This window comes from Collimonas sp., from assembly GCF_035566375.1.
GTDB lineage: Bacteria > Pseudomonadota > Gammaproteobacteria > Burkholderiales > Burkholderiaceae_D > Collimonas.
In genome coordinates this window covers 1-26,682 of sequence record NZ_DATMRK010000047.1, presented here as the reverse complement: position 1 = coordinate 26,682, position 26,682 = coordinate 1, and the positions used below count along the sequence as shown (strand labels likewise).

General features: G+C 57.6%; 21 protein-coding genes and 3 tRNA genes. 12 read left to right on the top strand and 12 right to left on the bottom strand.

Features of this window, described 5'->3' with window-relative positions:
- The first annotated feature begins 16 nt into the window (after window positions 1–16).
- The 4 genes from gltX (at window position 17) to VNZ60_RS14955 (ending at window position 1,963) form a co-directional block, all read left to right on the top strand.
- Entirely contained in the window at window positions 17–1,450 is a 1,434-nt protein-coding gene (gltX, locus tag VNZ60_RS14970) for a glutamate--tRNA ligase (protein ID WP_325660443.1), read from the top strand.
- A gap of 71 nt (window positions 1,451–1,521) precedes the next feature.
- Window positions 1,522–1,597: transfer RNA gene (locus VNZ60_RS14965), tRNA-Ala, on the top strand.
- 52 nt (window positions 1,598–1,649) lie between these two features.
- A tRNA-Glu gene (locus VNZ60_RS14960) sits at window positions 1,650–1,725 on the top strand.
- Window positions 1,726–1,887: 162 nt separating this feature from the next.
- Window positions 1,888–1,963, top strand: a tRNA-Glu gene (locus VNZ60_RS14955).
- A gap of 196 nt (window positions 1,964–2,159) precedes the next feature.
- Here the strand turns inward: VNZ60_RS14955 and VNZ60_RS14950 are convergent.
- The 7 genes from VNZ60_RS14950 to VNZ60_RS14920 form a co-directional block, all read right to left on the bottom strand.
- Window positions 2,160–3,599 (bottom strand): TolC family protein, encoded by a 1,440-nt coding sequence (locus tag VNZ60_RS14950; protein WP_325660441.1) that lies wholly within the window; start codon window positions 3,597–3,599, stop codon window positions 2,160–2,162.
- Window positions 3,596–5,752 carry a peptidase domain-containing ABC transporter gene (locus VNZ60_RS14945; protein ID WP_325660846.1) on the bottom strand — a complete coding sequence of 719 codons (2,157 nt, stop codon included), beginning with the start codon at window positions 5,750–5,752 and terminating at the stop codon, window positions 3,596–3,598. The genes VNZ60_RS14950 and VNZ60_RS14945 overlap by 4 nt, the downstream gene beginning before the upstream one ends.
- Entirely contained in the window at window positions 5,749–7,005 is a 1,257-nt protein-coding gene (locus VNZ60_RS14940) for an HlyD family secretion protein (RefSeq protein ID WP_325660439.1), read from the bottom strand. The genes VNZ60_RS14945 and VNZ60_RS14940 overlap by 4 nt, the downstream gene beginning before the upstream one ends.
- A 168-nt stretch (window positions 7,006–7,173) precedes the next feature.
- A complete protein-coding gene (locus VNZ60_RS14935) occupies window positions 7,174–7,314 on the bottom strand; it encodes a hypothetical protein (RefSeq protein WP_325660438.1) in 141 nt (46 codons plus the stop codon).
- A gap of 347 nt (window positions 7,315–7,661) precedes the next feature.
- Window positions 7,662–7,964 carry a hypothetical protein gene (locus VNZ60_RS14930; RefSeq protein ID WP_325660436.1) on the bottom strand — a complete coding sequence of 101 codons (303 nt, stop codon included), beginning with the start codon at window positions 7,962–7,964 and terminating at the stop codon, window positions 7,662–7,664.
- Between the two features lie 138 nt (window positions 7,965–8,102).
- Window positions 8,103–8,612: a glycine zipper 2TM domain-containing protein gene (locus VNZ60_RS14925; RefSeq protein ID WP_325660435.1), complete on the bottom strand. Its 510-nt coding sequence runs from the start codon at window positions 8,610–8,612 to the stop codon at window positions 8,103–8,105.
- Window positions 8,613–8,803: 191 nt separating this feature from the next.
- Window positions 8,804–9,712, bottom strand: a complete 909-nt coding sequence (locus VNZ60_RS14920; RefSeq protein ID WP_325660433.1) for a LysR family transcriptional regulator — start codon at window positions 9,710–9,712, stop codon at window positions 8,804–8,806.
- Window positions 9,713–9,974: 262 nt separating this feature from the next.
- On the opposite strand from VNZ60_RS14920, the gene gcl reads away from it, so the two are divergent.
- The 5 genes from gcl (at window position 9,975) to pyk (ending at window position 16,534) form a co-directional block, all read left to right on the top strand.
- Window positions 9,975–11,750 carry a glyoxylate carboligase gene (gcl, locus tag VNZ60_RS14915; protein WP_325660432.1) on the top strand — a complete coding sequence of 592 codons (1,776 nt, stop codon included), beginning with the start codon at window positions 9,975–9,977 and terminating at the stop codon, window positions 11,748–11,750.
- Window positions 11,751–11,769: 19 nt separating this feature from the next.
- On the top strand, window positions 11,770–12,549 hold the full coding sequence (gene hyi, locus VNZ60_RS14910) for a hydroxypyruvate isomerase (protein WP_325660430.1): 780 nt from the start codon (window positions 11,770–11,772) through the stop codon (window positions 12,547–12,549).
- Between the two features lie 78 nt (window positions 12,550–12,627).
- On the top strand, window positions 12,628–13,515 hold the full coding sequence (glxR, locus tag VNZ60_RS14905) for a 2-hydroxy-3-oxopropionate reductase (RefSeq protein ID WP_325660428.1): 888 nt from the start codon (window positions 12,628–12,630) through the stop codon (window positions 13,513–13,515).
- Window positions 13,516–13,691: 176 nt separating this feature from the next.
- Complete coding sequence (locus VNZ60_RS14900) at window positions 13,692–14,987, top strand: glycerate kinase type-2 family protein (RefSeq protein ID WP_325660426.1); 1,296 nt, start codon at window positions 13,692–13,694, stop codon at window positions 14,985–14,987.
- Window positions 14,988–15,112: 125 nt separating this feature from the next.
- Window positions 15,113–16,534, top strand: coding sequence for a pyruvate kinase (gene pyk / locus VNZ60_RS14895; protein ID WP_325660424.1), 1,422 nt, complete (start codon window positions 15,113–15,115; stop codon window positions 16,532–16,534).
- Between the two features lie 79 nt (window positions 16,535–16,613).
- On the opposite strand, the gene VNZ60_RS14890 is transcribed toward pyk, so the two are convergent.
- The gene (locus tag VNZ60_RS14890; protein ID WP_325660422.1) at window positions 16,614–16,916 is read right to left on the bottom strand and encodes a hypothetical protein; all 303 of its coding nucleotides are present in this window, start codon (window positions 16,914–16,916) and stop codon (window positions 16,614–16,616) included.
- A gap of 253 nt (window positions 16,917–17,169) precedes the next feature.
- On the opposite strand from VNZ60_RS14890, the gene VNZ60_RS14885 reads away from it, so the two are divergent.
- A complete protein-coding gene (locus tag VNZ60_RS14885; RefSeq protein ID WP_325660421.1) occupies window positions 17,170–18,630 on the top strand; it encodes a sodium:solute symporter family protein in 1,461 nt (486 codons plus the stop codon).
- Window positions 18,631–18,733: 103 nt separating this feature from the next.
- On the opposite strand, the gene VNZ60_RS14880 is transcribed toward VNZ60_RS14885, so the two are convergent.
- From VNZ60_RS14880 to VNZ60_RS14865, 4 genes are all read right to left on the bottom strand, one after another.
- Window positions 18,734–20,095: an 8-oxoguanine deaminase gene (locus VNZ60_RS14880; protein ID WP_325660420.1), complete on the bottom strand. Its 1,362-nt coding sequence runs from the start codon at window positions 20,093–20,095 to the stop codon at window positions 18,734–18,736.
- Between the two features lie 24 nt (window positions 20,096–20,119).
- A complete protein-coding gene (locus VNZ60_RS14875) occupies window positions 20,120–21,880 on the bottom strand; it encodes an allantoate amidohydrolase (protein ID WP_325660419.1) in 1,761 nt (586 codons plus the stop codon).
- 113 nt (window positions 21,881–21,993) lie between these two features.
- Entirely contained in the window at window positions 21,994–23,388 is a 1,395-nt protein-coding gene (locus tag VNZ60_RS14870) for a nucleobase:cation symporter-2 family protein (RefSeq protein WP_325660417.1), read from the bottom strand.
- Between the two features lie 270 nt (window positions 23,389–23,658).
- Window positions 23,659–24,597, bottom strand: coding sequence for a LysR substrate-binding domain-containing protein (locus VNZ60_RS14865; RefSeq protein WP_325660415.1), 939 nt, complete (start codon window positions 24,595–24,597; stop codon window positions 23,659–23,661).
- 336 nt (window positions 24,598–24,933) lie between these two features.
- Between VNZ60_RS14865 and VNZ60_RS14860 the strand changes: the two genes are divergently transcribed.
- Together VNZ60_RS14860 and VNZ60_RS14855 are read left to right on the top strand one after the other, a co-directional pair.
- A complete protein-coding gene (locus VNZ60_RS14860) occupies window positions 24,934–26,190 on the top strand; it encodes a urate hydroxylase PuuD (protein WP_325660413.1) in 1,257 nt (418 codons plus the stop codon).
- A gap of 116 nt (window positions 26,191–26,306) precedes the next feature.
- A partial coding sequence (locus VNZ60_RS14855; protein WP_325660411.1) for an aromatic amino acid lyase occupies window positions 26,307–26,682 on the top strand: 376 nt, incomplete at its 3' end.

Here is a 26,682-nt window from a genome sequence, read left to right as displayed (position 1 = left end):
GCCGTTTTTATTTGCCATGACTGCCAGCACCCCAGCATCTACTTCTTCATCATCCAAACTGGTGCGCACTCGCTTCGCACCTAGTCCGACCGGTTATCTGCACCTGGGCGGCGCCCGTACCGCGCTGTTTTCCTGGGCGTATGCACGCCACTTCGGCGGCACTTTCGTGCTGCGCATAGAAGATACCGATCTGGAACGTTCGACGCCCGAAGCGGTGCAGGCCATCATCGACGGCATGCAGTGGCTGGGGCTGCAGCACGACGAAGGTCCGTTCTACCAAATGCGGCGCATGGACCGTTATCGCGAAGTGATCGCACAAATGCTGCAAGAGGGCACTGCCTACCACTGCTACTCGTCGCCGGCAGAAGTCGAAGCGATGCGCGAGCGCATGCGCGCTGTCGGCGAAAAGCCGCGCTACGACGGCACCTGGCGTCCGGAACCAGGCAAGACTTTGCCGCCGGTGCCGGCTGATCGCCAGCCGGTGGTGCGTTTCAAGAATCCGCTCGATGGCGAGGTCAGCTGGGACGATGTGGTCAAGGGCAATATCACCATCTCGAATCGCGAAATGGACGATCTGGTGATCGCTCGCCCTGACGGTACGCCAACCTATAATTTCTGCGTGGTGGTGGACGATTGGGATATGCAGATTACTCACGTCATTCGTGGCGATGATCATGTCAACAACACGCCGCGTCAGATCAATATCCTGAAGGCGCTGGGCGCGGAGTTGCCGCTGTACGGTCACGTGCCGATGATTCTGGGCGCTGACGGCGAAAAATTGTCGAAGCGTCACGGCGCGGTCAGTGTGATGGATTATCCGGCGCAGGGTTATTTGCCGGAAGCGATGCTGAACTATCTGGCGCGCCTGGGCTGGAGCCATGGCGACGAAGAGATTTTCAGCATGGAACAGTTTTGCACATGGTTCGATCTCGACCATTTGTCGAAATCGCCGGCGCAATTCAATCCGGAAAAATTGGCGTGGATTAACAATCACTACATCAAGCTGGCCGACAATGAGCGTCTGGCAGCCATGGTCAAGCCTTTGATGGAGCAGAACGGCGCTGATTTCAACAACGCCCCGGCATTGTCAAAAGTAATCGGCCTGCTGAAAGAGCGCGCTAATACCGTCAATGAAATTGCGGTTGCGGCCATGTTGTTCTATCGCCAGCCGGCGCCGGATAGCGCTTTGTTGACACTACACTTTACCGATGCGATCAAGCCAGCGCTGGCTGATTTCGCGCAGCGTTGTACAACGGTTGAGTGGAACAAGGAAAGCCTGGCGCCGATGATCAAGGAAGTGCTGGCTGCGCATAAGTTGAAGATGCCGCAGATCGCGATGCCATTGCGCCTGATGTTGACTGGGCAATTGCAGACACCGGCGATTGATGCTGTGCTCGAATTGCTGGGTCGCGAGACAGTGATCGGACGTTTGCAGCCGTATCTGGCGTAAATCTGCAATAAATCTGCAAATCGGGATTTACAAGCTCTAAATAAGCTTGCTATAATCTCGCTTCTGCAAACGGGGGTATAGCTCAGCTGGGAGAGCGCTTGCATGGCATGCAAGAGGTCAGCGGTTCGATCCCGCTTACCTCCACCAGCACACAGTAGTAAAAGTAGTAAGGCAGCAAACGTAGTACGGACAGATTATTGTCCCCATCGTCTAGAGGCCTAGGACATCACCCTTTCACGGTGAGTACGGGGGTTCGAATCCCCCTGGGGACGCCAGAATTTTCTTGGTATCGACAGGTAAGCGATCAGAAAGCCGATCGCAGATTTTCGGTATCAGGCGTATTCGATACAATCAATAAGGCCGCCCAATGCGGCCTTTATTGTTTCTGTCAACAGTATGAGTAAGGTAGGCAAGGTCAGCAGTACGGACAGATTACTGTCCCCATCGTCTAGAGGCCTAGGACATCACCCTTTCACGGTGAGTACGGGGGTTCGAATCCCCCTGGGGACGCCAGAATAAAAGGCCCGCGCAAGCGGGCTTTTTGTTTTGGCGGCCACAAGTAAGCCGCCTGCGCGGCTTACGCGGGGGATGAGAAGGGAATCGCTTGCAAGCGATTCCGCGGCCTGCGGCATGTAGGCGAATCCCCCTGGGGACGCCAGAATAAAAGGCCCGCGCAAGCGGGCTTTTTTGTTTTTTGCATTCTGTACCGTCATATCCCATCCACCCGCAACCGCCCCAAGCTTGCCGCCAGCCGTAGTCTTGCGGTCTGCCAGTTGCTCAGTGCAAGAATGCGCTGCTGTTGTGCTGAAGCCAGGTCGCTTTGTGCTTTCAGCAATTCCAGGATAGTGCCGACTCCGGCCTTGTAGCGTCCTTGCGCCACCTCGAAGGACTGTTTGGCGCTGCGCAGCAGGATGTCGGTAGTGTTCAGATTCTCTGTCTCGGTACGCAGCGCCTGATCGCTTTTCCATACTTCCAGCATCACCTGCTGTTCAACATTGGCCAGATCGGCTTGCTTCGCCTCGGCTTGCGCCAGTGCGCCACGTACCTTGTATTTGCGGCTGAAGCCATCGAACAAGGTGACGTTGACCTGCAGGCCGATGCTGCGGCTGCTGATGGTTTGTTTGGAGGATACCTGGTTGATCGGCGAGTCGCTGCGGTTGCCTGTGGCAAACAGCGATAGCGTCGGCCGTCCGTCGGCGCGCGCAGCATCGATCTGCGCTTGCGCAGATTTCCATTGCGCTCGCGCCGCCAGGATCTTCGGATGGGTTTGTACCGCGTCGGTGATCAGGTCGTTGACGGCTTGCTGCAACAACGGTGCGTCGCTGGCTTGCTGATCGAGGTTGGCCAGTATCAGCGGCGTGTCGGGCCGCCAGCCCATGGCAATGGCCAGGTTGCCGAGCGCGCTCTGCAGGTCGCCGGCCGCTTGCGCCCGTTTCAAGCTGGCCTGGGCGTAGGAGGTTTGGGCTTGCAATTTGTCTGCCAGAGTGCCGGCGCCAGCAACATATTTGGCTTCGCTGGCCTTGAAGCTATGTTGTGCAGCTTGTTCGGCGTCCACGGTTGCCGTCAGCATGGCTTGCGCCGCCTGCGCCTGGTAAAAGCTTTGCACGGCATTAAAAAAAACTGTTTGCAAGGTATCGTCCTGGGTCGCATTGGCGGCGTTCAGCAATTGCCGTGCATTTTCCAGATTGGCGGTGCGCAGCCCGAAGTCGTACAGCACCCAGCTCAGGTTCAGGTTGAGATTGCTACTGTGGGTCTTGAGCGATGAATTAGCCGCCGGATAATCAGGGTAGGTGGTGCGATTATCGGCTTTGCTCCAGCTGCCGCCGGCGGTCAGGCTCGGCAAATAAGCGGCACGGTTCACGCCCACTGCTGCTGCTTGCACTTTGACATTGGCCCAGGCCTGGCGCGTCTGCGGATTGCGGCATAGTGCGCGCTCGACCGCGTCCAGCAGGGTCAACGGACTGGGCAACTGCGCGCTGAATCCACAACTGGTGTTACCGGTGACGGCAGCGCTTGCCGGTGTGTTGGAAACCTCGTTGGCGCTGCGCAAAGGATCGGACCATATGGATTCGGCATATGCCGGTGCAAACGCCAGCGCCAGCAGCGCCCATATCGTTAGACGCAAGATGTGTTTTACCGATTCCGTCATGCCGGTGTTTCTTCCATCCGTGCCTCGGCATCTTGCGCCGGCAAGCGCAGGTCGTCGATCACTTTGCCGTCCGCCAGGACGATGGCGCGGTCGGCGCTGTTGATCGTCTCGGGGCGATGGGCCACGATCACGCGTGTAATGTCGATGGATTTGATGGCGGCGTTGACCAGGTGTTCGCGCTCGATATCGAGATGGCTGGTGGCTTCATCGAGAAACAGGATCTGCGGCCGCTTGTAGAGCGCACGCGCCAGCAACACCCGTTGTTTCTGGCCGCCCGAGAGAATGGTGCCCATGTCGCCGACCAGTGTGTTATAGCCCATCGGCATGGCGGCGATATCGTGATGAATCGCCGCCAGCCGCGCGCATTCCGCGATCCAGGCATGATCGGCTTGCGGATCGAAGAAACTGATGTTGTCCGCCAGCGATCCGGCAAACAGTACGTCGTCCTGCAGCACGGTACCGACCATCTGGCGCAAGGTATCCAGGCCGACATGGTTGACGCTCTGGCCGCCGATCAGAACCTCGCCCTCCGTTGGCGGCAAAATCCCCAGCAAAATATTGATCAGTGTCGTCTTGCCGCCGCCAGAGGGGCCGACGATGGCGACCGATTCGCCGGCGGCAATCTGGAAAGAAACGTCGTCCAGCACATATGGCTCCTGTTCGGCGTAGCGGAAGCGCAAGCCGCGCACTTCCAGCGACGGCGTCAGCGGCGCCTCCTGCTCGCCGGGCAGACGGCCATGCGTGGTTTCCGGCTGCTGCAGCACGATATCGGCCAGCCGTTCGCCTTGCAATTGCAGCATCTTGACCTCGACGAACTTGTCGATCAGTGAGCTGACGCGGCTGTCGAACTGTCCTTTATAGGCATTGAACGCCATCAGCACGCCCACCGTGAAATTGCCGTCCATGACCATGCGAGCGCCGAGCCAGATGATCAGGATATTTTCAATGCCGAACAGCACGCCGTTGAGCGACTTGTAGAGCAGGCTCAGTTTCTGGGTGCGCAGATCGGCGTTGATCTGATCCACCAGCAAGCTCAGCCAGCTGGCGCGGCGCTCGTCCTGGCGCTGGAACAGCTTGATGGTCTTGACGCCGCGGATGGTTTCGAGGAAATGGCTTTGCTGCTTGGCGGCATGGATGATCTGTTCTTCCGTGGCGTGGCGCAAGGGCGCAAACCAGGCCCAGCGCCCCAGGCCATAGAGAGTCATGGCGCCGATCGCAATCCATGCCAGCAACGGGCTGTAGATAAACATCAGCACCAGCGTGACGACGGTCATCACGCCATCCAGGATCGCCTCCAGGAAGGAGGTCGTCAGCGTGTGCTGGATGGTGCCGACCGAGCCGAAGCGCGACACCACATCGCCCAGATGGCGTTTTTCGAAATAGGCCACCGGCAAGCGCAGCAGATGGGTAAATACATTGGCTTGCCATTGCACATTCAAGGTCGTGCTCATGTACATCAAGACCCAGCTACGGGTGATGTTAATTGCCTGCTGCATCAGCATCAGCAGGCCGAAGCCCAGCGCCAGGGTAGTCAGCAAGTCACGGTCGGCGGAGACCAGCACGTTGTCGATCACCCATTGCAGGAAGAACGGGCTGACCACCGCAAACACTTCCAGCCCCAGCGACAGCAGCAGGATCTGGCCGAAGGAGCGATACAGGCCGGTGACGCGGCCCAACAAAGCACGCAGGCGCACCGTCTGCTTTTCTTCTACTTTCTTGAAACCAGGATTCGGCCACACTTCCAGTGCCACGCCGGTGAAGGCTTTTGCCACTTCCTCCATGGGCAGTTTACGGATGCCGAAGGCGGGATCGTAGATGGTCACCGAGCGCGGGCCGACTTCCTGCAGTACCACGAAGTGATTCAGATTCCAGTGGACGATGCAGGGTAGCTTGAGCTGTGCCAGATCCTCAAGATCCAGTTTCAGCGGACGCGTCGCCAGTTCCAGTTGATGGGCAATCGCGATCAGGTCGCGCAAGGTGGAACCCTTAAGTGACACCGGAAAGCGTCGCCGCAGCGTCGCCAGATCGGTGCGATAGCCGTAATAGCCGGCCAGCATGCCGAGGCAGGCCAGGCCGCATTCCGTTGCTTCGGTTTGCAGCATCAGCGGCAGGGTCGGCTGCAGGCCGAAGGAGAGTCGATTGAGCATGGTCAGAGCTTGCCGGTCAGGCTATAGAGAGGTTCCAGCACCCATTCATAGAGATGGAGTTTTTCTTGCTGGACATCGGCTTCCAGCAGCATGCCGGCTTGCAGCGCCTGCGGCTTGCCGTAGGCGGTGACTTGCTGCGACGCCAGCCTGACGTTGATGCGATACATGGGTTCGCTGTTGTTGCTGCCTGCGGGAGTACCGATGGTGTTCAGTTCATTGTTGGGCAGGGCGGTCTTCGCCACCGATTCCACTACGCCCTTTTGATGGCCGAATTTCTGGTAGGGATAGGCTTGATAGCGGATCAGGACCTGGTCACCGGGGCGGATAAAGCCGATCGCGCGGCTCGGCGCATACAGTTCGGCGCGCAGCATGGCGCCGGCCGGCACGATGCTCACCAAAGGCCGGTTGCCGTCGACCGACTGGCCGACGTCGGCAATCACCGCGGTGGCGATACCGGCTTCGGGCGCGGTGATGACGATGCGGCGCTTGGCTTCGCTTTCAGTCAGTTCCTGGCCGGTGCTGGTCAAGGTGCGGTCAATCTGCGCGAGTTGGTTCTGGTGTTTGAGTGACAGGCCGTTCAGTTCGCTCTGCTGCGCCGACAAGTCGCGGCCGACGCTGATGCGGTCGCGTTCCAGGCCTTGCTGGCGATTCTTCTGATCGAGCAGGTCTTCCTGCTTTTGCTGGAATTGTTCTTTCGAGATGTAGTCTTGCTGCAGCAAGCCTTGGTAACGCTGCAAGGTTTCCTGGGCCAGCTTGACGCGGTCCTGCTGGCCCGCGATCTGGTTATCCAGCTTGGCCAGTTCATTGCCGAGGGCGGCAATTTTATTATTCAGGCCGGCACGTTCTTCCTGCTGCAATTGCCGGGTTTTTTGCATTTCGTCGCGCAGGCTGACCTGGCGTTGCTCGACCTGGCTGCTGATGGCGGCCTGGGTCGCGCCCAAGGTGCTGCTGTGGCGTTCGCTGGACAGCACATACAACACCTCGCCAGCCTTGACTTGCTGGCCTTCTTTGACGTGCTGCTCGATGACGATGCCGGTTTGCGGCGGATAGACCTTGATCAGGCCGGTATTGGGCAGCAGCTGGCCGCTGACGGTGCTGTGCTTGGTGTAGCTGCCCCAGGCCAGGAAGGCGCAGACAATCATGGCTAACAAAACGGCGATTGTGGTCAGGAGTGTGAAAGAAATCGGGCGGATCAGGACGATATCGCTGAGCCACTTGGTCTGCTGTGCGGCAAGCGCTTGTTCGCGGAATAGAGACATATGTTTTGATCTTGGCGATGACGCTCCGCCGCGGTATGTGAAATTAAAACAGGGTGATCAAAACGCTGTTATTTGTACTTCGCACGACTAATAAGCAGAGTTGGCATAGGCTATTTGGCGCAAAAAAACACGACACGAATATGCCGTGTTTTGTATCAAAACCTGTTTTTAGCCTGGTGTAGGTGTAGGAGGGGTCTTATGATGATCACAAATTGCTTTTATGATATTGCCGATCACCCAGGCCTTGAACAAGAGACAGCCGCCGCTTACTTCATTAATTTCTTTCGTTGATAATTGCTGAATAGCCATATTTATTCCTTCAGATTGAGAAAGATCCAGCAGAGGCATTGCTGCCTTGCAGTGGGGTACATGTGCAACAACATCAATTTCTAAGCTTTGTATATGATGCTTAAAAAACAATTATTGCGGCCGTATTATCGCTTTAAGATTGCCCAAATAGCAAGTATTAAATTATAAAAAACGCAATTAAATTGTAAAAATGTTAATTTCAATGAAATACTATGATGCATCCGTAAAGATGGCCGGGGAGATTGTTGCCTGCCAATTTGCGCAGAAAGCCAAAAGGCCGCATGAGCGGCCTTTTGGCTTTCTACTTTCTACATTCGCGATGCAGTTTTTATTGCGCTCAGTGATTGCTATCGACGACCCGTCATCTCACGCGCAGCTTGCATGTCGCGCTCAAAATTTGCGCGGGCTTCCTTGCGGCAGTCGGCTGCCTCATGACCGCGCATCGCGCGGCAATCACTCATGGCTTGCGCATAGGCGTTGGTATTTTCCTTCTTCATGCTCTGGAAACGCGCTTGCGGCGTCCGGTCTTCGATGCCCCAGCGCGGAGGATCCTTGTGCTCTACGTTTTCTTCGGCCGCGTTGGTATGCAGCGCAAAAGCATTGGCGGCGATAAACAGCGATAGCCAGAGCGGTTTAAGTTTTATGTTCATGATGCCTCCTTGTTTTTTTTGCATCCGGCGGGATGCCGGATGCAAACGGATTGCTCAAGTGCATAACTTCGCCTGGTCTGAAACAGCTGCGAGATCAAGGCGGCCGCCAAGCTTCATCACGATAATCGGGCCGGCTTATCAGTAGCGGGAAATCTGGCCGTTATCGACGCGTACCCGATCGCCAACCCGCAGATCGCCCGGATTGCTGACACTGATGGTCTGGTAGCTGTTGTTATTCATGCGCACGCGCACGTTGTAGGAGGTGGAGCCGGGGCTGTTGCGTGCCTCAAGCTGATTACCAACCGCTGCACCGCCAACCGCACCGGCGATAGTGGCCAGGGTATTGCCAGTGCCGTGGCCGATTTGATGGCCGACCACGCCGCCCAGTACGCCGCCGACGATCGCGCCGCCTATGCCTTGGCTAGGTGTGTTGACGACATCGATGGCGTCAACCACGCCGTAGTTGCTGTAATTGTCTTGTTGGTAACCCTGTTGGTAACCTTGCTGGTAAGTTTGCGGCGGTGGGTTGCTGTAACCTTGGTTGCCATAACCCTGTCCGCCATACGGCACTGCGCAGCCGCCGAGCAACAGCGTGCCGCCGATGACTGCAGCCAGCATGGCTTGTTGAGATGTTTTACGGATTGTCATAGCAGCCTCATGGTGTTGGTTGATGTATTCAGTGTAGTACGTCGCGCTTGTTGCATATGTGCGATTCACCACACTAAAACGGTCTGCATTCCCGCCCGGTTGACCGGCGCCCCATGAGCAAAGCGGGATTGTTACGAAACTTACATTTCAGCAATCAGTCCTGTTTGCCAGCCTGACTTGTCAGCCCTTGGTCAGCCCTTGCTCCAGTAATCCGGCTGCGCATAAATCGATTTCAAGCGATCGATAAAGAAGCGGACCTTGGCCGGCAGATGGCGCTGTTGCGGGTAGACCGCCATGATGTCGTAATGCGGCAGCGCAAATTCATCCAGCACCGTCAGCAGTTCACCCGAGGCCAGTTGCGATTCGATTTCCCAGGTCGAGCGCCAGCCCAATCCCAGGCCTTCGCTGACCCAGCGATGCAGCAATTCGCCGTCATTGCAATCCAGGTTGCCGGCGGTCTTGATGATGACCGGCTTGCCGCCTTGCTGGAAATACCATCCGCGTTGCTGGCCGCCTTGCAAGTTGAAGGACAGGCAGTTGTGACTGGCGATATCTTCCAGCGTCTTGGGGATGCCGTGGCGACGAAAATATTCCGGCGTGGCGCATACCACGCGGCGGTTGCTGGCCAGCTTGACCGCAACAAAATTCGGATCGATGGCGCCACCGATGCGGATGCTGATGTCGTAGCCTTCGCGCACCAGATCGACCACACGATCGGTCAGGTTGAAGGAGATCTGTACTTCCGGATTGCTGGCGATGAAAGCCGGCGCATGCGGCGCCACATGTTTGCGGCCGAACGCGGCCGGCGCCGACACCACCAGATGGCCGGTGGCCTTGTGCCGGCCTTCCGAAATGATCTTTTCTGCAATATCCAGCTCAGTCAGCAGCTTGCGGCAATGATCGAGGAATACCGTGCCTTGTTCGGTCAATGTCAGGTGGCGGGTGGTGCGGTGCATCAGCTTGGTGCCCAGCCGTTTCTCCAGCGCGTCTATGCGTCGTCCCAGCATCACGGGAGTGATGTTTTGCTCTAAGGCCGCAGCAGCCAGGCTGCCTTTCTCCACCACGCTGACGAAGGCTTCAATCTGTTTGAGTTTGTCCATGTCTCCCCCCTGTTTAGCTATTCATTCTACGTATTTTTACTAGTATTCCATACTTGGTGTATTGAATAAAGCGATTGTTTGTTGTCTTATCAAACAATATGTTTAGTTATAGGATGTGCTTCATCCACTCGGCAGTCCTCAGCCCATTCCCCGTTCGTAGCGCATGACACGGAAAGCGAGGCTGGACAAGGGCAGGCCGCTGGCAATAACTCATTTGCAACACTCATTGGCAACACTTTATATCTAGTAATCCGGAGGCAACATGGCAAAGATGAAGGCAGTAGACGCAGTAATGCACGTATTGGCGAAAGAGGGTTGTTCGCAAGCCTTTGGCGTGCCGGGCGCGGCAATTAATCCGTTCTACTCTGCGATGAAACGGCATGGCGGAATTCAACACACGCTGGCGCGCCATGTCGAAGGCGCTTCGCACATGGCCGAGGGTTACACCCGCGCCAATCCAGGCAATATCGGCATCTGTATCGGCACTTCCGGCCCGGCCGGCACCGACATGATCACCGGCCTGTATTCGGCCCAGGCCGACTCGATCCCGATCTTGTGCATTACCGGCCAGGCGCCGCGCGCTCGTTTGTACAAGGAAGATTTCCAGGCAGTCGATATCGAAGCTATCGCCAAGCCAGTCACCAAATGGGCTGTCACGGTACGCGAGCCGGCCTTGCTGCCGCGCGTATTCCAGCAGGCGTTCCACATCATGCGCTCCGGCCGTCCAGGCCCGGTCTTGATCGACATGCCGTTCGACGTGCAAATGGCTGAAATCGAATTCGATCCGGATACCTATGAGCCGTTGTCAGTCTATAAGCCGACGGCATCGCGGGCGCAGATCGAAAAAGCGCTGACCATGCTGAATGAAGCAGAACGTCCATTGCTGACGATCGGCGGCGGCGTGATCAATGCCGACGCCGCAGACCTGGCGGTTGAATTTGCCGAATTGACCGGCGTGCCAGTGATCCCGACCTTGATGGCCTGGGGCGCGATTCCCGACGATCATCCGCAAATGGCAGGCATGGTCGGTTTGCAAACCAGCCATCGCTATGGCAACGCCACCATGCTGGCGTCCGACTTCGTACTCGGCATCGGCAATCGTTGGGCCAATCGTCATACCGGCTCGGTCGAAGTGTTTACCAAGGGCCGTAAGTTTGTCCACGTCGACATCGAACCGACCCAGATCGGCCGCGTGTTCGGTCCGGACTACGGCATCGTCTCGGACGCCAAGGCCGCATTGACCTTGTTCATCGAAGTTGCGAAAGAATTGAAAGCAGCCGGCAAGTTGCCTGACCGCTCGGCCTGGCTGGGCGAGTGCCAGGAGCGCAAGCGCACCATGCAGCGTCGCACCCATTTCGACAACGTGCCAGTCAAGCCGCAGCGCGTGTACGAAGAAATGAATCGCGCTTTCGGCCGCGATACCTGCTACGTCAGCACCATCGGCTTGTCGCAGATCGCGGCAGCTCAATTCCTGCACGTGTATCACGCTCGCCACTGGATCAACTGCGGCCAGGCCGGCCCGTTGGGCTGGACCATTCCGGCGGCGTTGGGCGTGTGCGTTGCCGATCCGAAGCGTGAAGTGGTAGCGATTTCGGGCGATTACGATTTCCAGTTCATGATCGAAGAATTGGCTGTCGGCGCCCAGTTCAACCTGCCTTATCTGCACGTGGTGGTAAACAACTCCTACCTCGGTTTGATCCGTCAGGCGCAACGCGGTTTCGAGATGGATTATTGCGTGCAGCTGGCGTTTGAAAACATCAACGCGCCAGAACTCAACGGCTACGGCGTTGACCACATCGCGGTGGTTGAGGGCCTGGGTTGCAAGGCGATCCGCGTCACCGATCCGAACGCTATCCAGGACGCCTTCACACAAGCGAAACGCTGGATGAAAGAATTCCGCGTGCCGGTAGTGGTGGAAATTATCCTGGAACGTGTCACCAATGTTTCCATGGGCACCGAGATCGACAACATCAACGAGTTCGAAGAACTTGCCAAGGGCCGCAAGGACGCGCCGACCGCGATTTCCCTGCTCGATTAAATCTATAGGAGGAGACGATATGACAAAACTAGCCGCCAACCTGACCATGCTGTTCACCGAGCTGCCCTTCCTGGAACGCTTCGACGCCGCAGCCAAGGCCGGGTTCAAGGGAGTCGAATTTCTGTTCCCGTATGCGTTCCGCGCTGAACAGATCGCCGACAAGCTGGCGACCAACGGTCTCGAACTGGTCTTGCACAATCTGCCTGCGGGCAATTGGGAGGCCGGTGAGCGCGGTATCGCTTGCCATCCGGACCGGGTCAGCGAATTCCAGCAAGGCGTCGATGATGCGATCCGTTACGCCAAAGCACTCGGCGTCAAGCAACTGAATTGCCTGGTCGGCATCGTCCCTGTGGGAGTCAGCACTGAACTGGCGCGTGCCACGGTGATCGGCAATCTGAAATTTGCTGCTGACAAGTTGCAGGCTGAGGGAATTCGCTTGCTGATCGAACCGATCAACAGTTTCGATATTCCCGGTTTCTTCCTGACCGGTACGCAGCAGGCGCTGGAATTGATCAAGGCCACTGGTTCCAGCAACCTGTTTGTGCAATACGATATTTATCACATGCAGCGCATGGAAGGCGAACTGGCCAACACCATCAAAGCCAATCTGTCGCAGATCAAGCATGTGCAGCTGGCGGACAACCCGGGCCGTTTCGAGCCGGGCACCGGCGAAATCAATTATCACTATCTGTTCAAGTTCCTCGACGAATGCGGCTACGACGGCTGGATCGGCTGTGAATACAAGCCGAAGGCAGGCACTGTCGAGGGACTGGGCTGGCGCGCTGCGCACGGTTTGTAACTGACAATTTGAAATCGGGGATTTGTAGTTGACGATTGGTAGTTGAATCAGGCACTCATTAAATTACGGAGAATTATCATGGCAAAAGTAGGCTTTATCGGACTCGGCATCATGGGCGCGCCTATGGCGGAAAACCTGCAGCGCGGCGGTCACAAGCTGTATCTGCATGACCAGAAGAATCCACCGGCAGCGTTGATCGATGGCGGTGCAACCGTGTGTACTTCCGGCGCCGAAGTTGCCAAACGTGCCGACATCATCATCGTCATGGTGCCGGATACGCCGCATGTGGAAGCCGTTTTGTTCGCTGAAAAAGGTGTGGCCGAAGGCCTGACAGCCGGCAAGATCGTGATCGACATGAGCTCGATCTCGCCCATCGCGACCAAGGGTTTCGCCAAGAAAATCAACGCATTGGGTTGCGAATACCTGGATGCGCCGGTGTCCGGCGGCGAAGTCGGCGCCAAGGCGGCGTCGCTGACCATCATGGTGGGCGGTTCGGAAGAAGCCTTCAACGACGCCAAACCTTTGTTCGAATTGATGGGCAAGAACATCACTTTGGTCGGTGGCAATGGCGACGGCCAAACTACTAAAGTAGCGAATCAGATCATCGTTGCGCTGAACATCCAGGCAGTGGCTGAAGCCTTGCTGTTTGCGTCCAAGGCCGGCGCCGATCCAGCCCGTGTGCGGCAAGCGCTGATGGGCGGTTTCGCCGCGTCGCGGATTCTGGAAGTGCATGGCGAACGGATGGTAAAACGGACTTTCAATCCAGGCTTCCGTATCGAGTTGCATCAAAAGGATTTGAACCTGGCCTTGCAGGGCGCCAAGGCGCTCGGCGTCTCGTTGCCGAACACTGCAGTAGCGCAAGAGTTGATGAATTCCTGCGCCGCCAACGGCTTGAGCGGGCTCGATCACTCGGCGCTGTGCCGTGCGATTGAAATCATGTCGAACCATGAAATCGCCAAAGCGTAAAATATCGTCTTAAGCCGGTCACGCGGGTCGGCATGCAGCAATCTCCGGCCCGCGATATCTGTTATTGTTTTACACAAATAAATGCAGCCGATTCAAGCTGCTGCGGCAGCATCATAAAAAGAACAAGACAGAATAATTTTCGAGACACTTCGCTTCATTGATCAAGGTATAACAGCATGACTACCGCGAACAGCAATTCCAGCTTGAAACCCCGCCAGCTTCTCCTCGATATGTACCAGGCTGCAGTTGACGCCGTCAGCGCCGCCAAATGCCTGCCTGAATATCTGGCCAAGATTCCCGCACCGTCAGGCGCTGGCCGCACCCTCGTAATCGGCGCCGGCAAAGGCGCGGCGGCGATGGCCAAGGCAGTGGAAGATCACTGGCAGGGCGATATTTCTGGTTTGGTGGTGACGCGTTACGACCACGGCGCAGACTGCAAACGGATCGAAGTGGTGGAAGCCTCGCATCCGGTGCCGGATGAAGCCGGGCGCAAGGCAGCGGCGCGTATGCTGGAGCTGGTCCACGGTTTGACCGCCGACGACCTGGTGCTGTGCCTGATTTCCGGCGGCGGCTCGGCCTTGCTGGCGTTGCCGGCCGACGGCATTACGCTCGAACAGAAGCAAGCAATCAATAAAGCCCTGCTGAAAAGCGGCGCCACTATTTTTGAAATGAACTGCGTGCGCAAGCACCTGTCCGCCATCAAGGGTGGCCGGCTGGCGCTGGCCTGCGCCCCGGCGCGGGTAGTGACGCTGATGATTTCCGATATCCCGGGCGACGATCCCGGCATCATCGCCAGCGGCCCGACCTTGGTCGATCCGACTACCTGCGCCGACGCTCTGGCAGTGCTGCGCAAATACAATATCGAAACACCGGAGGCGATCCGCAAGCATCTTGAATCCGGCGCTGGCGAAACCGCCAAGCCCGGTGATCCGCGCCTGGAGCGCAATCAGCATTACGTGATCGCCACCGCGCAAGACGCCTTGGAAGCGGCGGCAGCGACGGTTGTCGCTGCCGGCTTGACGCCCTATATCCTGTCCGATGAAATGGAAGGCGAAGCGCGCGATATCGGCCTGGCGCATGCGGCGCTGGCCAGACAGATTGCGCGGCGCGGCCAGCCGTTCAGCAAGCCATGCGTGGTGATTTCCGGCGGCGAAACCACGGTCACCGTGCGCGGCAAGGGGCGCGGCGGCCGCAATGCCGAATTCCTGTTGAGCCTGGCGACGGCGTTGGATGGTTTCCCTGATATCTATGCGATCGCCTGCGACACCGACGGCATCGACGGTTCCGAAGACAACGCCGGCGCCATCTACCAGCCGGACTCGATGCGTAGGGCAGCGGAACTAGGGCTGCGGCCGCGCGCCATGCTCGACAACAACGACGGCTACGGTTTTTTCAGCGCGCTGGGCGACCTTGTCGTCAGCGGGCCGACGCGTACCAACGTCAACGATTTCCGCGCCATCCTGATTCTCTAGAAAACCGCTTTTGCCGTTTTCTTGAAATGGGGAAAAACGCCGTCATCCTCGCGCACGCGGGGATGACGTCTGACAAGCCATTTCATGTCTGACCCACCGTCTGATTTTTTTAAAGAAAATTAAATATGCGCCGCCAACGTAAAGCAAAAATCGTCGCCACGCTCGGCCCCGCCAGCGCGGACCAGAAAACCATCCAGGCCTTGTTCGAAGCCGGCGCCGACGTCTTCCGTTTCAACTTCAGCCACGGCAGCCACGCCGATCATCAGCAGCGCTACGAGATCGTGCGCGCAGTCGAGAAAACAGTCGGCCGGCCGATCGCTATCCTGGCTGATCTGCAAGGACCAAAACTGCGCATCGGCCAGTTCGCCGACGGCAAGATCGAACTGCTCGCCGGCCAGGAATTCATACTTGACCGCGACAGCACGCCGGGCAGCAATCAGCGCGTGTGCCTGCCGCATCCTGAATTGTTCGAGGTGATTGCCGGCGGCCAGGCTTTGCTGCTGGATGACGGCAAGGTGCGCTTGCAGGTATTGAAATGCGACGGCCAGGCTATCCACACGCGGGTGGTCAACAGCGGCACGCTGTCGGATCGCAAGGGCGTCAATGTGCCGGATGCGGTATTGCCGATTCCGGCGCTGACGGAAAAAGACCGGCGCGATTTGAAATTTGCGCTGGAGCTGGGTGTCGATTGGATTGCGCTGTCGTTTGTGCAGCGGCCGGAGGATGTACTGGAAGCGCGCGCCTTGATCGGCGATCGCGCCAGCATCTTGTCGAAACTGGAAAAACCGGCGGCGCTGGACCAACTGGATGCGATTGTCCAGGTGTCCGACGCCATCATGGTAGCGCGCGGCGATCTTGGCGTGGAGTTGCCGCCTGAACGTGTGCCTGGCGTGCAAAAACGTATCTTGCGCGTCTGCCGCCAGCACGGCAAGCCGATCGTGATTGCGACCCAGATGCTGGAATCGATGATCACCTCGCCGGTGCCGACCCGGGCCGAAGCATCCGACGTCGCCAGCGCCATCTACGACGGCGCCGATGCGGTGATGCTGTCGGCCGAATCGGCCAGCGGCGCTTACCCGATTCCGGCAGTGGCGATGATGGAACGCATCATCACCGAAGTCGAGCGCGACCCTTTGTACCAGAACCTGCTGGATGCGCAACACGAGTCGCCGTTGCCGACCCGCGGCGACGCCATCTGCTCGGCCCTGCGCGATGTCACTCGCATCGTCGGCGCCAAGGCCACCGTAACCTATACCAGTTCCGGCCACACCAGTTTGCGCGCAGCGCGTGAACGGCCGATGGCGCCGATTCTCAGCATCACGCCCAAGCTGGCGACGGCGCGCCGGCTGGCGCTGGTGTGGGGCGTGCATTCGACCATCAGCGATCAGGTGCACAACGAAAGCGAGATGGTGGCCGCGGCCTGCCAGACCGCTTTCAAGGAAGGGTTTGCCAAGGTTGGCGACCAGATCGCCATTACCGCCGGCGTGCCGTTCGGTCAGCCAGGCAGCACCAATTTATTGCGTCTGGCCGAAATCTGGCCGCAGTAAAAAGCATCTGCGAGCATCTGCGCATTTGCAACGGGATCAGGAAAGTTGCTGGTATAAGCCGGTAACGTCGTCCATCACTTCAAGTATGCGTTCGCTGGTGGTGGCGACATTGCTGGCGTTTTGCTGACGATTTCTCTGATCCCCCGTTTTGGTGCTGTGCGCCGTCAAAAAACATCCATTGCTGTTGCGCCAGCAGCAGCTCGTGACGGATTCTTGCCGTGTTGCCGGCCGCATTGTTCAGGGTCCGCATGGCAGCGGTGAATTCCCTGCACGCCAGTTCCAGTTTGCCCTCCGCATCGGCCGGCGCCACTCCCCATTGCAGCGCCTGATGGAACTTAGCCATTCTTTGCGACAGCATGCGTTGGCGGCGAGCAAATTTCACGCTTCAAGTGCGCCGAAAGCCATTCCGGCCAATAGATCCGCAATTTCTTAAGGGATGTCTTGTCTTTCAGCATAAAGACGATGCCAATGAAATATGTGTATTTATTTGCAATAGAATTCTCGTTCCCAAGGCATACAAAAGCACTGCATCCGCTCACGTATTTCACTAAATGAAAGATGCGCGTGGACAGGTTTCACCATGCTCAATCAACGTGTCCGGCGGCAATTGCTGCCTTTCAAAACGGAGGATTGAGATGAAAAGTACAGTGTTCATGGCGGGATTTCTCGTCTATATCCTGGCCATGATCTGGCTGGGCTGGTTTGTTTCCCGCAAGCAGAAGAGTGGCGAGGATTTTTTACTGGGTGGGCGCTCGTTTCCCTTTTTCTTGACACTGGGAACCACAGTGGCAACCATGGTCGGCACCGGTTCCAGCATGGGCGCGGTGGGTTTTGCCTATAGCAATGGCTGGGCCGGCGCCTTGTACGGTTTAGGCGGCGCGGTCGGTATTTTGCTGCTGGCCTGGTGGTTTGCGCCGATGCGCGAACATCGCTTCATGACCATGAGCGAGGAATTGTCGTATTACGTCGGCGCCAACCGGCTGGTCAAGAATATTTCCGGGGTGCTGATGCTGATCGCCTCGATTGGTTGGCTGGGAGCGCATATGCTGGGCGGCGGCATGTATCTGGCCTGGATGGCGAAGATCGATCTGGCGACTGCCAAATGGATAGTGGCGCTTGGGTTTGCGATTTATGTGGTGATCGGCGGCTATACCGCCGTGGTGTGGACCGATACCGTGCAGGCTGTCATCTTGTTTATCGGTTTCATTCTGATCGCGGCAATCTCGGTTTACCAGATCGGCGGCTTGAGTCATATCTACGATGCGATGGATCCGGCCAGCGTGACCCTGCTTGGCATCGGCAAACTTGGCGGCGTGCACGCGCTATCGCTGGCCGTAGTGGTTGCAGTGGGAGTGTTGGCAACGCCGTCTTATCGGCAACGCATTTATGCCGGGAAGAGCGTCTCCTCAGTGCGCCGTTCGTTCGTGGTGACTGGTGTGCTGTATCTGTTTTTCAGTGCGCTGCCGGCGCTGATCGGCATGGCCGCGCATAGCATGGATCCCAACCTGGAGAACGCCAGTTTCGCCTTCCCTTATCTGGCTTCCGAAGTGTTGCCCATGGCGATTGGCATGATCGTGCTGATTGCCGGCCTATCGGCTACGCTGTCCAGCGCCAGCTCGGATGCGGTGGCCGGGGTCTCGATCCTGTTGCGCGATATTTATCTGATGTGCAGCGGCCGCATGCCGGATCGCGACAAGGTGCTGACCTATTCGCGCGTGGCGCTGGTCGCCGTGATCGGGCTGGCGCTGCTGCTGGCTTTGCTGTCCAACGATATCATCAGCTATATCACCAAGATGATTGCGACGGTCATGTCGGGCCTGTTCGTCTGCGGCCTGCTGGGACGTTTCTGGCCGCGTTTCAACTGGCAGGGCGCATTGGCTGCGTTGGCCGGCGGTTCGTTAATGTCGATTACCGTGATGGTGGTCGAAGGCTGGACGCAATACTGGAGCAATCCCATCATTCCGGCAGTGGCGAGTGCGCTGCTGGCCGGCGTCGTCGTCAGCCTGGTTACGCCGGCTTGCCCGATTTCCCCCAGGGAGGCGCTGGCGCATCTGGATCAGGAGCGCGAGCAGATGGAGGCGCTGAAGACGAGCTGATAAAAAACACCCCGTCTGGTCAAACCAGGGCGGGGTGTTTTTGATTTTCCGAGCGCACCTGAATGGCGCAACCGAATGACGCAACTGAATGGCCAAATAAAGCTTAGCGCGCCGCCTGTGCCAGAGACAATGCCAGCTGGTTGTGACGTTCCTGCACGTTGCCCAGATCGACTGTGGTGAACTGACCGTTGCGCACCACCACGCGGCCGTTGATGATGCTGTAGGCGACATCCGACGGCGTACAAAACACCAAGGCTGATACCGGATCGTGCAAAGCACCGGCGAAGCCGACCTGATTCAGATCGAACAGCACCAGATCGGCCGACATGCCCGGTTTCAAGGCGCCGATGTCGTCGCGATTGAGTACCTTGGCGCCGCCCAGCGTGGCCAGTTCCAGCGCCTGCCGCGCTGTCATGGCGTCCGGTCCGAAGCCGACCCGTTGCAACAACATCGCTTGCCGGACTTCTCCCAGCATGTGGGCGCCGTCGTTGGACGCCGAACCGTCGACACCGATACCCACCGCAACCCCGGCGTCGACCATTTTGCGGATCGGCGCGATGCCGGAAGCCAGCCGCATGTTCGAGCACGGGCAGTGGGCGATGCCGGTGCCGGTGCGGGCGAACATGTAGATGCCCTCATCGTCGAGCTGGACGCAGTGGGCGTGCCAGACGTCATGCCCGACCCAGCCGCAATCCTCAGCGTACTCGGCCGGCGTCATGTTGAATTTCTCGCGGCTGTAGGCGATGTCGTTGACGTTTTCCGCCAGATGCGTATGCAAGGAAACGCCATGATGACGCGCCAGGCTGGCCGACTCGCGCATCAGGTCGCGCGATACCGAAAACGGTGAGCAGGGCGCGACCACGATGCGTTGCATCGCATGGCGGCTGCTATCGTGAAAGGTCTCGATCAAGCGTTGAGTATCTTGCAGGATCGCCTTTTCATCTTCCACCACGCGATCCGGCGGCAAACCGCCTTTCGACTGGCCCACGCTCATGGAGCCGCGCGCCGCATGGAAGCGCATGCCGATCTGTTGTGCCGCTTCGATGCTATGGTCGAGCTTGCAGCCGTTCGGATAGATGTACAGATGATCGCTGCTGGTGGTGCAGCCGGACATGATCAATTCGGCCATCGCGGTCAAGGTCGAGACCTGGATCATCTCAGGCGTCAGGTTGGCCCAGATTGGATACAGATTGGTCAGCCAGTTGAACAGCTCGCCGTTTTGCGCTGCAGGAATCACACGCGTCAGGCTTTGATACATATGGTGATGGGTATTCACCAGGCCTGGGATGACGACGTGATTGGCGGCATCGATGACTTCGTCAGCAGTTTGCGGCAGGTCGGCGCTGTTGCCGACCTGTTCGATCACATTGTCGCGGATGAAGACTGCACCGCCGGCAATTTCGCGGCGCCTGTCATCCATGGTGACGACCACGCGCGCATTTTTTATTAATAAAGTTTTAGACATTGCGTTAAATCCAAAGACGCTGGTTCAAGACTTTGGCGTAAAGCGGCGTAGGAAATCCAGCAAGATTTGCGCCGATACTTCGGCATCGTCCGCAGTCATTGTTTCCAATGGATTGTGGCTGATGCCACCGTTGCCGCAACGCGTAAACAGCATGGCGACGTCAGTTATTTTGGCGATGGTCATGGCGTCATGGCCAGCGCCGGAAGCGAGTTTGAACGGCTTGACGCCAGCCCGTTCGGTGGCAGCGGACAACTGCTCCATCAGCCACGAGGCGCAAGGTGCGGCTGGCGCCGATACCATTTTCTCGACATTGGCTTCAACGCAACGGCGTTCGCAAACCGCGTCGATATGGGCCAGTACATCAGCTACCGCGGCGTCGCGGATGGCGTCGTCGGCGGCGCGAATGTCCAGCGAGAATATGCAGGCGCCGGGAATCACATTGGTTGAACCGTTAGGCACTTGCAACTGGCCGACGGTGCCGACCAGCGAAGCTTGCTGGTCCTGGGCGCAGCGCTGTTCCACATACAGCAGGATTTCGGCAGCGGCGGTGGCGGCGTCCTTGCGCATCGACATCGGCGTGGTGCCGGAGTGGCTGGCAACGCCTTTCAGCTGCACCATATAGCGGCAGCTGCCGGCGATCGAGGTGACGATACCGACCGGCAGATCGTGCTGCAGCAGCACCGGTCCTTGCTCGATATGCACTTCGACGTAGCCCAGCAAATCAGCCGGATTGCGGGCGATGGCAGGAATCGCCGCCGGATCGTGCCCCGCTTGCAGCAAGGCGTCGCGCATGCTGATACCGTCGCGGTCGAGATTGTTCAGCAGCTCCAGGTTGAACTGGCCGATGATCGCATTGCTGCCGAGGAAAGTGCTCTTGAAACGCACCCCTTCTTCTTCGGAAAAGCCGACGATTTCGAAATGGAAGGGCAGTTTTTCGCCACGCTCATGCAAGTGCTTGACGATGGCGATCGGTAGCAGGATGCCTTCGCGGCCATCGTATTTGCCGCCGTTGCGCACGGTGTCGTAATGCGAACCGGTCATGAGTGTTTTGGCGGCCGGATTGTCGGACAGGTAGCGGCCAACCACGTTGCCGACCGCATCGATCTCGGCTTGCATGCCGGCTTCGCGCATCCAGCCGGCGATCTGTGCCGCGGTGCGGCGGTGCGCATCGGTCATGTAGGCGCAGGTGAGGCCGCTCTCGTCATCGCTCCAGGCGCCGATCTGTTCGGCCCACTGCATGATGGTTTTGCCCAACTGCGGCGTGTAGCCGAGCAAGTCGTTAGTGCGCATTTCTGCGATGCGGCCGATCTGGCGCAGGGCTTCGCCCAGTTCGTCGTCGAACTGGTTCTTCAGGCGGCGGCTGAAGGTAGCGATGATGGCTTGGCGCGATAACCCCTGGCCATCGGCGCCCTTGACCGCAAGAATAAACGGGAAGCCGAATTTCTTGTTGTAATCGGCGTTCAGTTTTTGCAGTGTGGCGAATTCTTCCGGGCTGCAATTGTTGAGTCCGGCCTTGGCTTGTTCACCAGTCGATTCGATAGTCAACTCGCCGGAGATGGCTGCCTTGCCGGCCAATTCCGGGTGGGCACGGATCAAACCCAGTTGCTCTTCCCGGGTAGCCGTGCTGACGACGGCCTGCATGGCCAGTTTCAGGGCCGTGATGTTGGCAAACGGCCGTTGCGCGGCAGCTCGCTCGGGGATCCATGGCGAGTGCTCGTAAATGCCATGCAGCGTTGCAACGAAGGCGGTTACATCGCTGTTATTCAATTGTTCTAAAGTTGTCATTTGTATCGTCGGCGGGTCCAGCCCGCTTTATCCTCGGTTAAATCGCTGCTATTGCTGCTCTATTGTTAATTACGGGTTGGACCCACATGCCTTAATTTACTTCAAAAACAGTTTCAGTGATCAGAGCTCTGTGCCGCCGCCAACGCATGCGAGCGGCTGTCGTCGCTGGAGCCCTTGCCATTGAAAAACAGATTCAACAGGACCGCCATGGTCGAAGCCAGCAAAATGCCGCTGTGCAGGATGGTCGACAGGAAAACCGGCATCTTGTCGAAAAAGGTCGGCGCCACGATAGGGATCATGCCGGCGCCGAAGCTGACGGCGACGATGAACAGGTTATTGCGGTTGTGCTGGAAATCGACATTCGACAAGATCTTGATGCCGGTTGCCGCCACCATGCCGAACATGACGATGCCGGCGCCGCCCAGCACGAATTGCGGGATCGAGGCGGCCACGTGCGCCATTTTGGGGAACAGGCCGAACATCATCAGGATCACGCCGGCAGCGGCACAGACGTAACGGCTACGGACGCCGGTGACGCCCACCAGGCCGACGTTCTGCGAGAACGAGGTGTAGGGGAAGGTATTGAAGACGCCGCCGATCACGCTGCCCAGGCCGTCGACGCGCAAACCGCGCGCCAGGGTCTTGTCATCGATTTTTTTGCCGACGATTTCACCCAGGGCAATGAACATCCCGGTGGATTCGATCATGGTCACTATCATGACCAGGCACATACTGAAAATCGAGCCCACGTCGAATTTCGGCCAGCCGTAGTGGAATGGCCGGATAAAGGCAAACCATTCCGCATCGCCCAGGCCGTAGAAACTGATTTTTCCCATCGCCATGGCAATCACGAAACCAATGATCATGCCGCTCAACACCGAGATGTTGGCGATAAAACCTTTGACGTATTTGGTGATCAACAGGATAGACACCAGCACCACCAGCGCGATGCCGAGGCTGGTCGGCGAGCCGTAGTCGGGATTAGGAATTTTTTTGAAGACGCCGTCGACCAGGGTGCCGATCACCGGCTGGCCGCCGGCCGCCCAATTGATGCCGACGCCCATCAGTGAAATGCCGATGACACTGATCACCGTGCCGGTCACGACCGGCGGGAAGAAGCGCATCAGACGGCTCATGTAAGGAGCTGCGAAGACACAGAATATGCCGGAGGCAATCACCGCACCGTAGATATGGACAATAGTCAGTTGCGGGTTGCCGGCCATCGCCACCATCGGGCCGACGGCGGCAAAGGTGACGCCCATCATGACCGGCATCTTGATACCGAATTTCCAGAAGCCCAGGCTTTGGATCAAGGTCACCAGGCCGCAGCAAAACAGGTCGGCGCTGATCAGGAAGGCAATGTCGCTTTTTGCCAGGTTGAGGGCGCCGCCGATAATCAGCGGTACGGCAATTGCGCCGGCATACATCACCAGCACGTGCTGCATGCCGAGCGCAGCGAGTTTGCCTACGGGGAGTTTTTCATCTACCGGATCTGTGCTGCTGGTCATCGTGTGTCTCCTAGTGCGGATTATGATTTTAGTGCTTGCAGCGACACCAATCCGGCGTTTTGCTATTCCTGCCGGCCAGACGGCGCGCTACAGCCTCACAAGTCACCCGCCGTGCGGACGGGGCTTGTGCTGTCCGATACTACTTTGCCCAGCTCTCCGTAATATATTTACCGACTGATAGTCGATTTATGTATTTGGATATATGACAAAATTTGTTTGGCGTGGAGAAACACTGTTATTTTTTTGCTGTTATTTTTTCGCCGTTATTTTTTATTTGGCAAGCATTGCCTTTGCGGCTATCCCGATTTGCTCGCGCAGCCATTTATGTTCAGTCGCCTGGTGCACACGTTCATGCCATAGCTGGTAAAACCGCATGGGCGGAAACTTGATCGGCAAGGTGAAGCTTTTCAGCGCCAGGGTTTTTTCGTAAAAACGGGCAAACTGGCGGCCGGTGGTCAGCACCAGGTCGGTCTGCGCCACCATATAGGGCAGCATGCCGAAATAGGCGGATTCAACCACCACGTTGCGGTTCAGGTTCTGGCTGTCGAGAAAGGAATCGATAATGCCGTGATAGCCGGGCAGCACTTGCCACGGCGCCACGTGCGGCAGCGACAGATAGTCTTCCACCGTCATCTGGTCCGGCCCGGTACGTTTGGCATAGGCGCTGTCGGCCCGCATCAGGCAGACGATAGGATCGTCGAACAGTTTCGATAGATGCAGATGCGGCGGCGGTTCATCCCAGTTGGCGATGACCAGGTCCAGATCGCCGTCGGACAGCAGGCGGACATAGTCGGTTTCCGGCCCCAGCGCATGGATCACGATACGGCTCTTCGGCGATTCGCGGCGCAAGCGCGCCACCACTTCCAGGAAGAACGGCGTATTCATGTAATCTGGCGCAGCGATATGAAAGGTGCGTGCTTCGGCTTGGGGCACGAAAGCGGTTTTTTGCACGAACAGCCTTTCGGTTTCTTCCAGGATCCGCTTGGCCGGTTTCAGCAGACTCTCGCCGTGCTGGGTCGGCACCATGCCGCGCGCGCCACGCACCAGCAAGGGATCGCCGGTCAGTTCGCGCAGCTTGCGCAGCGAGGCCGAGATCGACGGTTGCGGCTGGTTGAGTTTGAGGGCTACGCGCGATACATTCTTTTCGCATAGCAACAGATACAGGATACGTATCAGATGGATATCCAGGTGGTCAGGCAGCTTGGCCATGTTGTCTCCGACAATTATTTATAGGTATAGTGAAGTTCATTTTGTTATATGGATATGAGTATGTCAAATATATCTGGATATCCATGTTTTACTTCCCCAATACGTATATCTTGCGTGAATCTGGAGGCGTTTGTGTGCTTGAACGCAGGAAGAGGAAAATGAAGGATGGGCAGGCAAGTATCTTGCTTTATCCGATCATGTTGGTCGTAGCGGAGCTGATATAAAACAAGGTTTAAAAACAGGGTTTATAAAAAGTTCGCGGCCGTATCCGGGGCAATGACCCCTATCGTTTGCAGAGCCCGCAGTGGCAAACGAGTGACAATCGTTGGGGAAGACATGGATGCATTATTAGTTTCGTATGGGGTCGAATGGCTCAATTTGCTGGTCCGCTGGTTGCATCTGATCACGGGCATCGCCTGGATCGGCGCATCTTTCTATTTCGTCTGGCTGGATAATTCGATCCGGCCGCCGAAGCCAGGTTCCGATCTGGCTAAGCGCGGTGTCTCCGGAGAATTGTGGGCGGTGCATGGCGGCGGCTTCTACAATCCGCAAAAATATCTGGTGGCTCCGGCTGAATTGCCGGAGGAACTGCATTGGTTCAAATGGGAAGCGTACGCCACCTGGTTGTCGGGCTTTGCCATGTTGTTCATCGTCTATTATTTCAACGCTTCGGCGATGATGATCAACAAGGATGTGGCCGATCTGAATACCTGGCAAGCGATCGGCGTCGGCCTTGGCACGCTGGTGGTGGGCTGGACTGTCTACGACGTGCTGTGCCGTTCGCCGCTGGGCAAACGTGAAGGCCTGCTCGGCATCATCATGTATCTGTTCATCGTTGCCGCAGCCTATGTGCTGACGCATTTGCTGAGCGGCCGCGCTGCTTATATCCATGTCGGCGCCATGATCGGCACCATGATGGTGGGTAACGTGCTGATGGTGATCATCCCGGGGCAACGCAAACTGGTGGAAGCGATGCGGGCCGGTAAATCGCCGGATCCTATCTACGGCAAGAAGGCCAAGCAACGCAGCGTGCATAACAACTATTTCACGTTGCCGGTGCTGTTCATCATGATCAGCAATCACTACGGCATGACTTATAACCATGCTTACAGCTGGTTGATCCTGGCTGCGATTATTGCTGCCGGCGCTTTGATCCGTCACTTCTTCAATCTGCGCCATGCCGGCCGTGTTTCGCTTGGCTATCCGATTGCCGGTGTTGCCTTGCTGCTGGCCGTGGCGATTGCGATTGCGCCGCGTCCTATCCAGCCGGTTGCACCAGTTGCAGCAGTTGCCAAGGCTGACGCCGCAGCAGGTACGACAGCCGCAGCCGCGCCAACGGCGGATATAGCGCATATCCAGGAAATCATCAGCCAGCGTTGCGCCAGCTGTCACTCGGCGCAGCCGACCCAGCCCGGATTTGCCACGGCGCCGGCCGGCATGATACTGCAGACATCGGATCAGATCCGTCAGCATGCCGACAAGATCTATCAGCAAGCGGTGCAACTGAAGGCCATGCCGCTGGCGAACATGACCCACATCACTGATGAAGAACGGGCCTTGATCGGCACTTGGTACGCCGCTGGCGCCAAGTAAGTCAGGCGCAACAGATCTCTCATCGTCATTCTCAAAGCCGGAAGCTGATTGAGCCGTGTTGCCACGCTCAATCGGTTTCTGCGCTTGACCTCAATTAAGAAATATTTGGAGTTCTCATGTCCCAAACCATCACCATCGACGGTTTCAACCTGACCGCCCAGCAAGTAGTCGACGTCGCCCGCGCCCCGCATCTGCCGGTGGCCCTGGCCGCATCTTCACGCGCCGCCTTGAAAGAAAGCCGCGACTACATCGAGGCAACCTGGATGCACGACGAAGCGCCGATGATGTACAGCTTCAACACCGGCGTCGGCTTGTTGAAAGACACCCGCATCAAGGTCGAACATATCGAGCTGTTCCAGACCCAGCTGATCAAGGCCCATTGCGCCGGCATCGGCGAACCGTTTTCGGAAGAAGTCAGCCGCGCCACCATGCTGTTGCGCGCCAATGCTTTCGCCAGCAATTATTCGGCGCCGCGGGTAGAAGTGGTGGATC

Coding starts and splice junctions, on each gene's coding strand:
- gltX (WP_325660443.1), top strand. CDS start 17: ATGACTGCCAGCACCCCAGCATCTACTTCTTCATCATCCAAACTGGTG.
- VNZ60_RS14950 (WP_325660441.1), bottom strand. CDS start 3,599: ATGACGGAATCGGTAAAACACATCTTGCGTCTAACGATATGGGCGCTG.
- VNZ60_RS14940 (WP_325660439.1), bottom strand. CDS start 7,005: ATGTCTCTATTCCGCGAACAAGCGCTTGCCGCACAGCAGACCAAGTGG.
- VNZ60_RS14935 (WP_325660438.1), bottom strand. CDS start 7,314: ATGGCTATTCAGCAATTATCAACGAAAGAAATTAATGAAGTAAGCGGC.
- VNZ60_RS14930 (WP_325660436.1), bottom strand. CDS start 7,964: ATGAACATAAAACTTAAACCGCTCTGGCTATCGCTGTTTATCGCCGCC.
- VNZ60_RS14925 (WP_325660435.1), bottom strand. CDS start 8,612: ATGACAATCCGTAAAACATCTCAACAAGCCATGCTGGCTGCAGTCATC.
- VNZ60_RS14920 (WP_325660433.1), bottom strand. CDS start 9,712: ATGGACAAACTCAAACAGATTGAAGCCTTCGTCAGCGTGGTGGAGAAA.
- gcl (WP_325660432.1), top strand. CDS start 9,975: ATGGCAAAGATGAAGGCAGTAGACGCAGTAATGCACGTATTGGCGAAA.
- hyi (WP_325660430.1), top strand. CDS start 11,770: ATGACAAAACTAGCCGCCAACCTGACCATGCTGTTCACCGAGCTGCCC.
- glxR (WP_325660428.1), top strand. CDS start 12,628: ATGGCAAAAGTAGGCTTTATCGGACTCGGCATCATGGGCGCGCCTATG.
- VNZ60_RS14900 (WP_325660426.1), top strand. CDS start 13,692: ATGACTACCGCGAACAGCAATTCCAGCTTGAAACCCCGCCAGCTTCTC.
- pyk (WP_325660424.1), top strand. CDS start 15,113: ATGCGCCGCCAACGTAAAGCAAAAATCGTCGCCACGCTCGGCCCCGCC.
- VNZ60_RS14885 (WP_325660421.1), top strand. CDS start 17,170: ATGAAAAGTACAGTGTTCATGGCGGGATTTCTCGTCTATATCCTGGCC.
- VNZ60_RS14880 (WP_325660420.1), bottom strand. CDS start 20,095: ATGTCTAAAACTTTATTAATAAAAAATGCGCGCGTGGTCGTCACCATG.
- VNZ60_RS14875 (WP_325660419.1), bottom strand. CDS start 21,880: ATGACAACTTTAGAACAATTGAATAACAGCGATGTAACCGCCTTCGTT.
- VNZ60_RS14870 (WP_325660417.1), bottom strand. CDS start 23,388: ATGACCAGCAGCACAGATCCGGTAGATGAAAAACTCCCCGTAGGCAAA.
- VNZ60_RS14865 (WP_325660415.1), bottom strand. CDS start 24,597: ATGGCCAAGCTGCCTGACCACCTGGATATCCATCTGATACGTATCCTG.
- VNZ60_RS14860 (WP_325660413.1), top strand. CDS start 24,934: ATGGATGCATTATTAGTTTCGTATGGGGTCGAATGGCTCAATTTGCTG.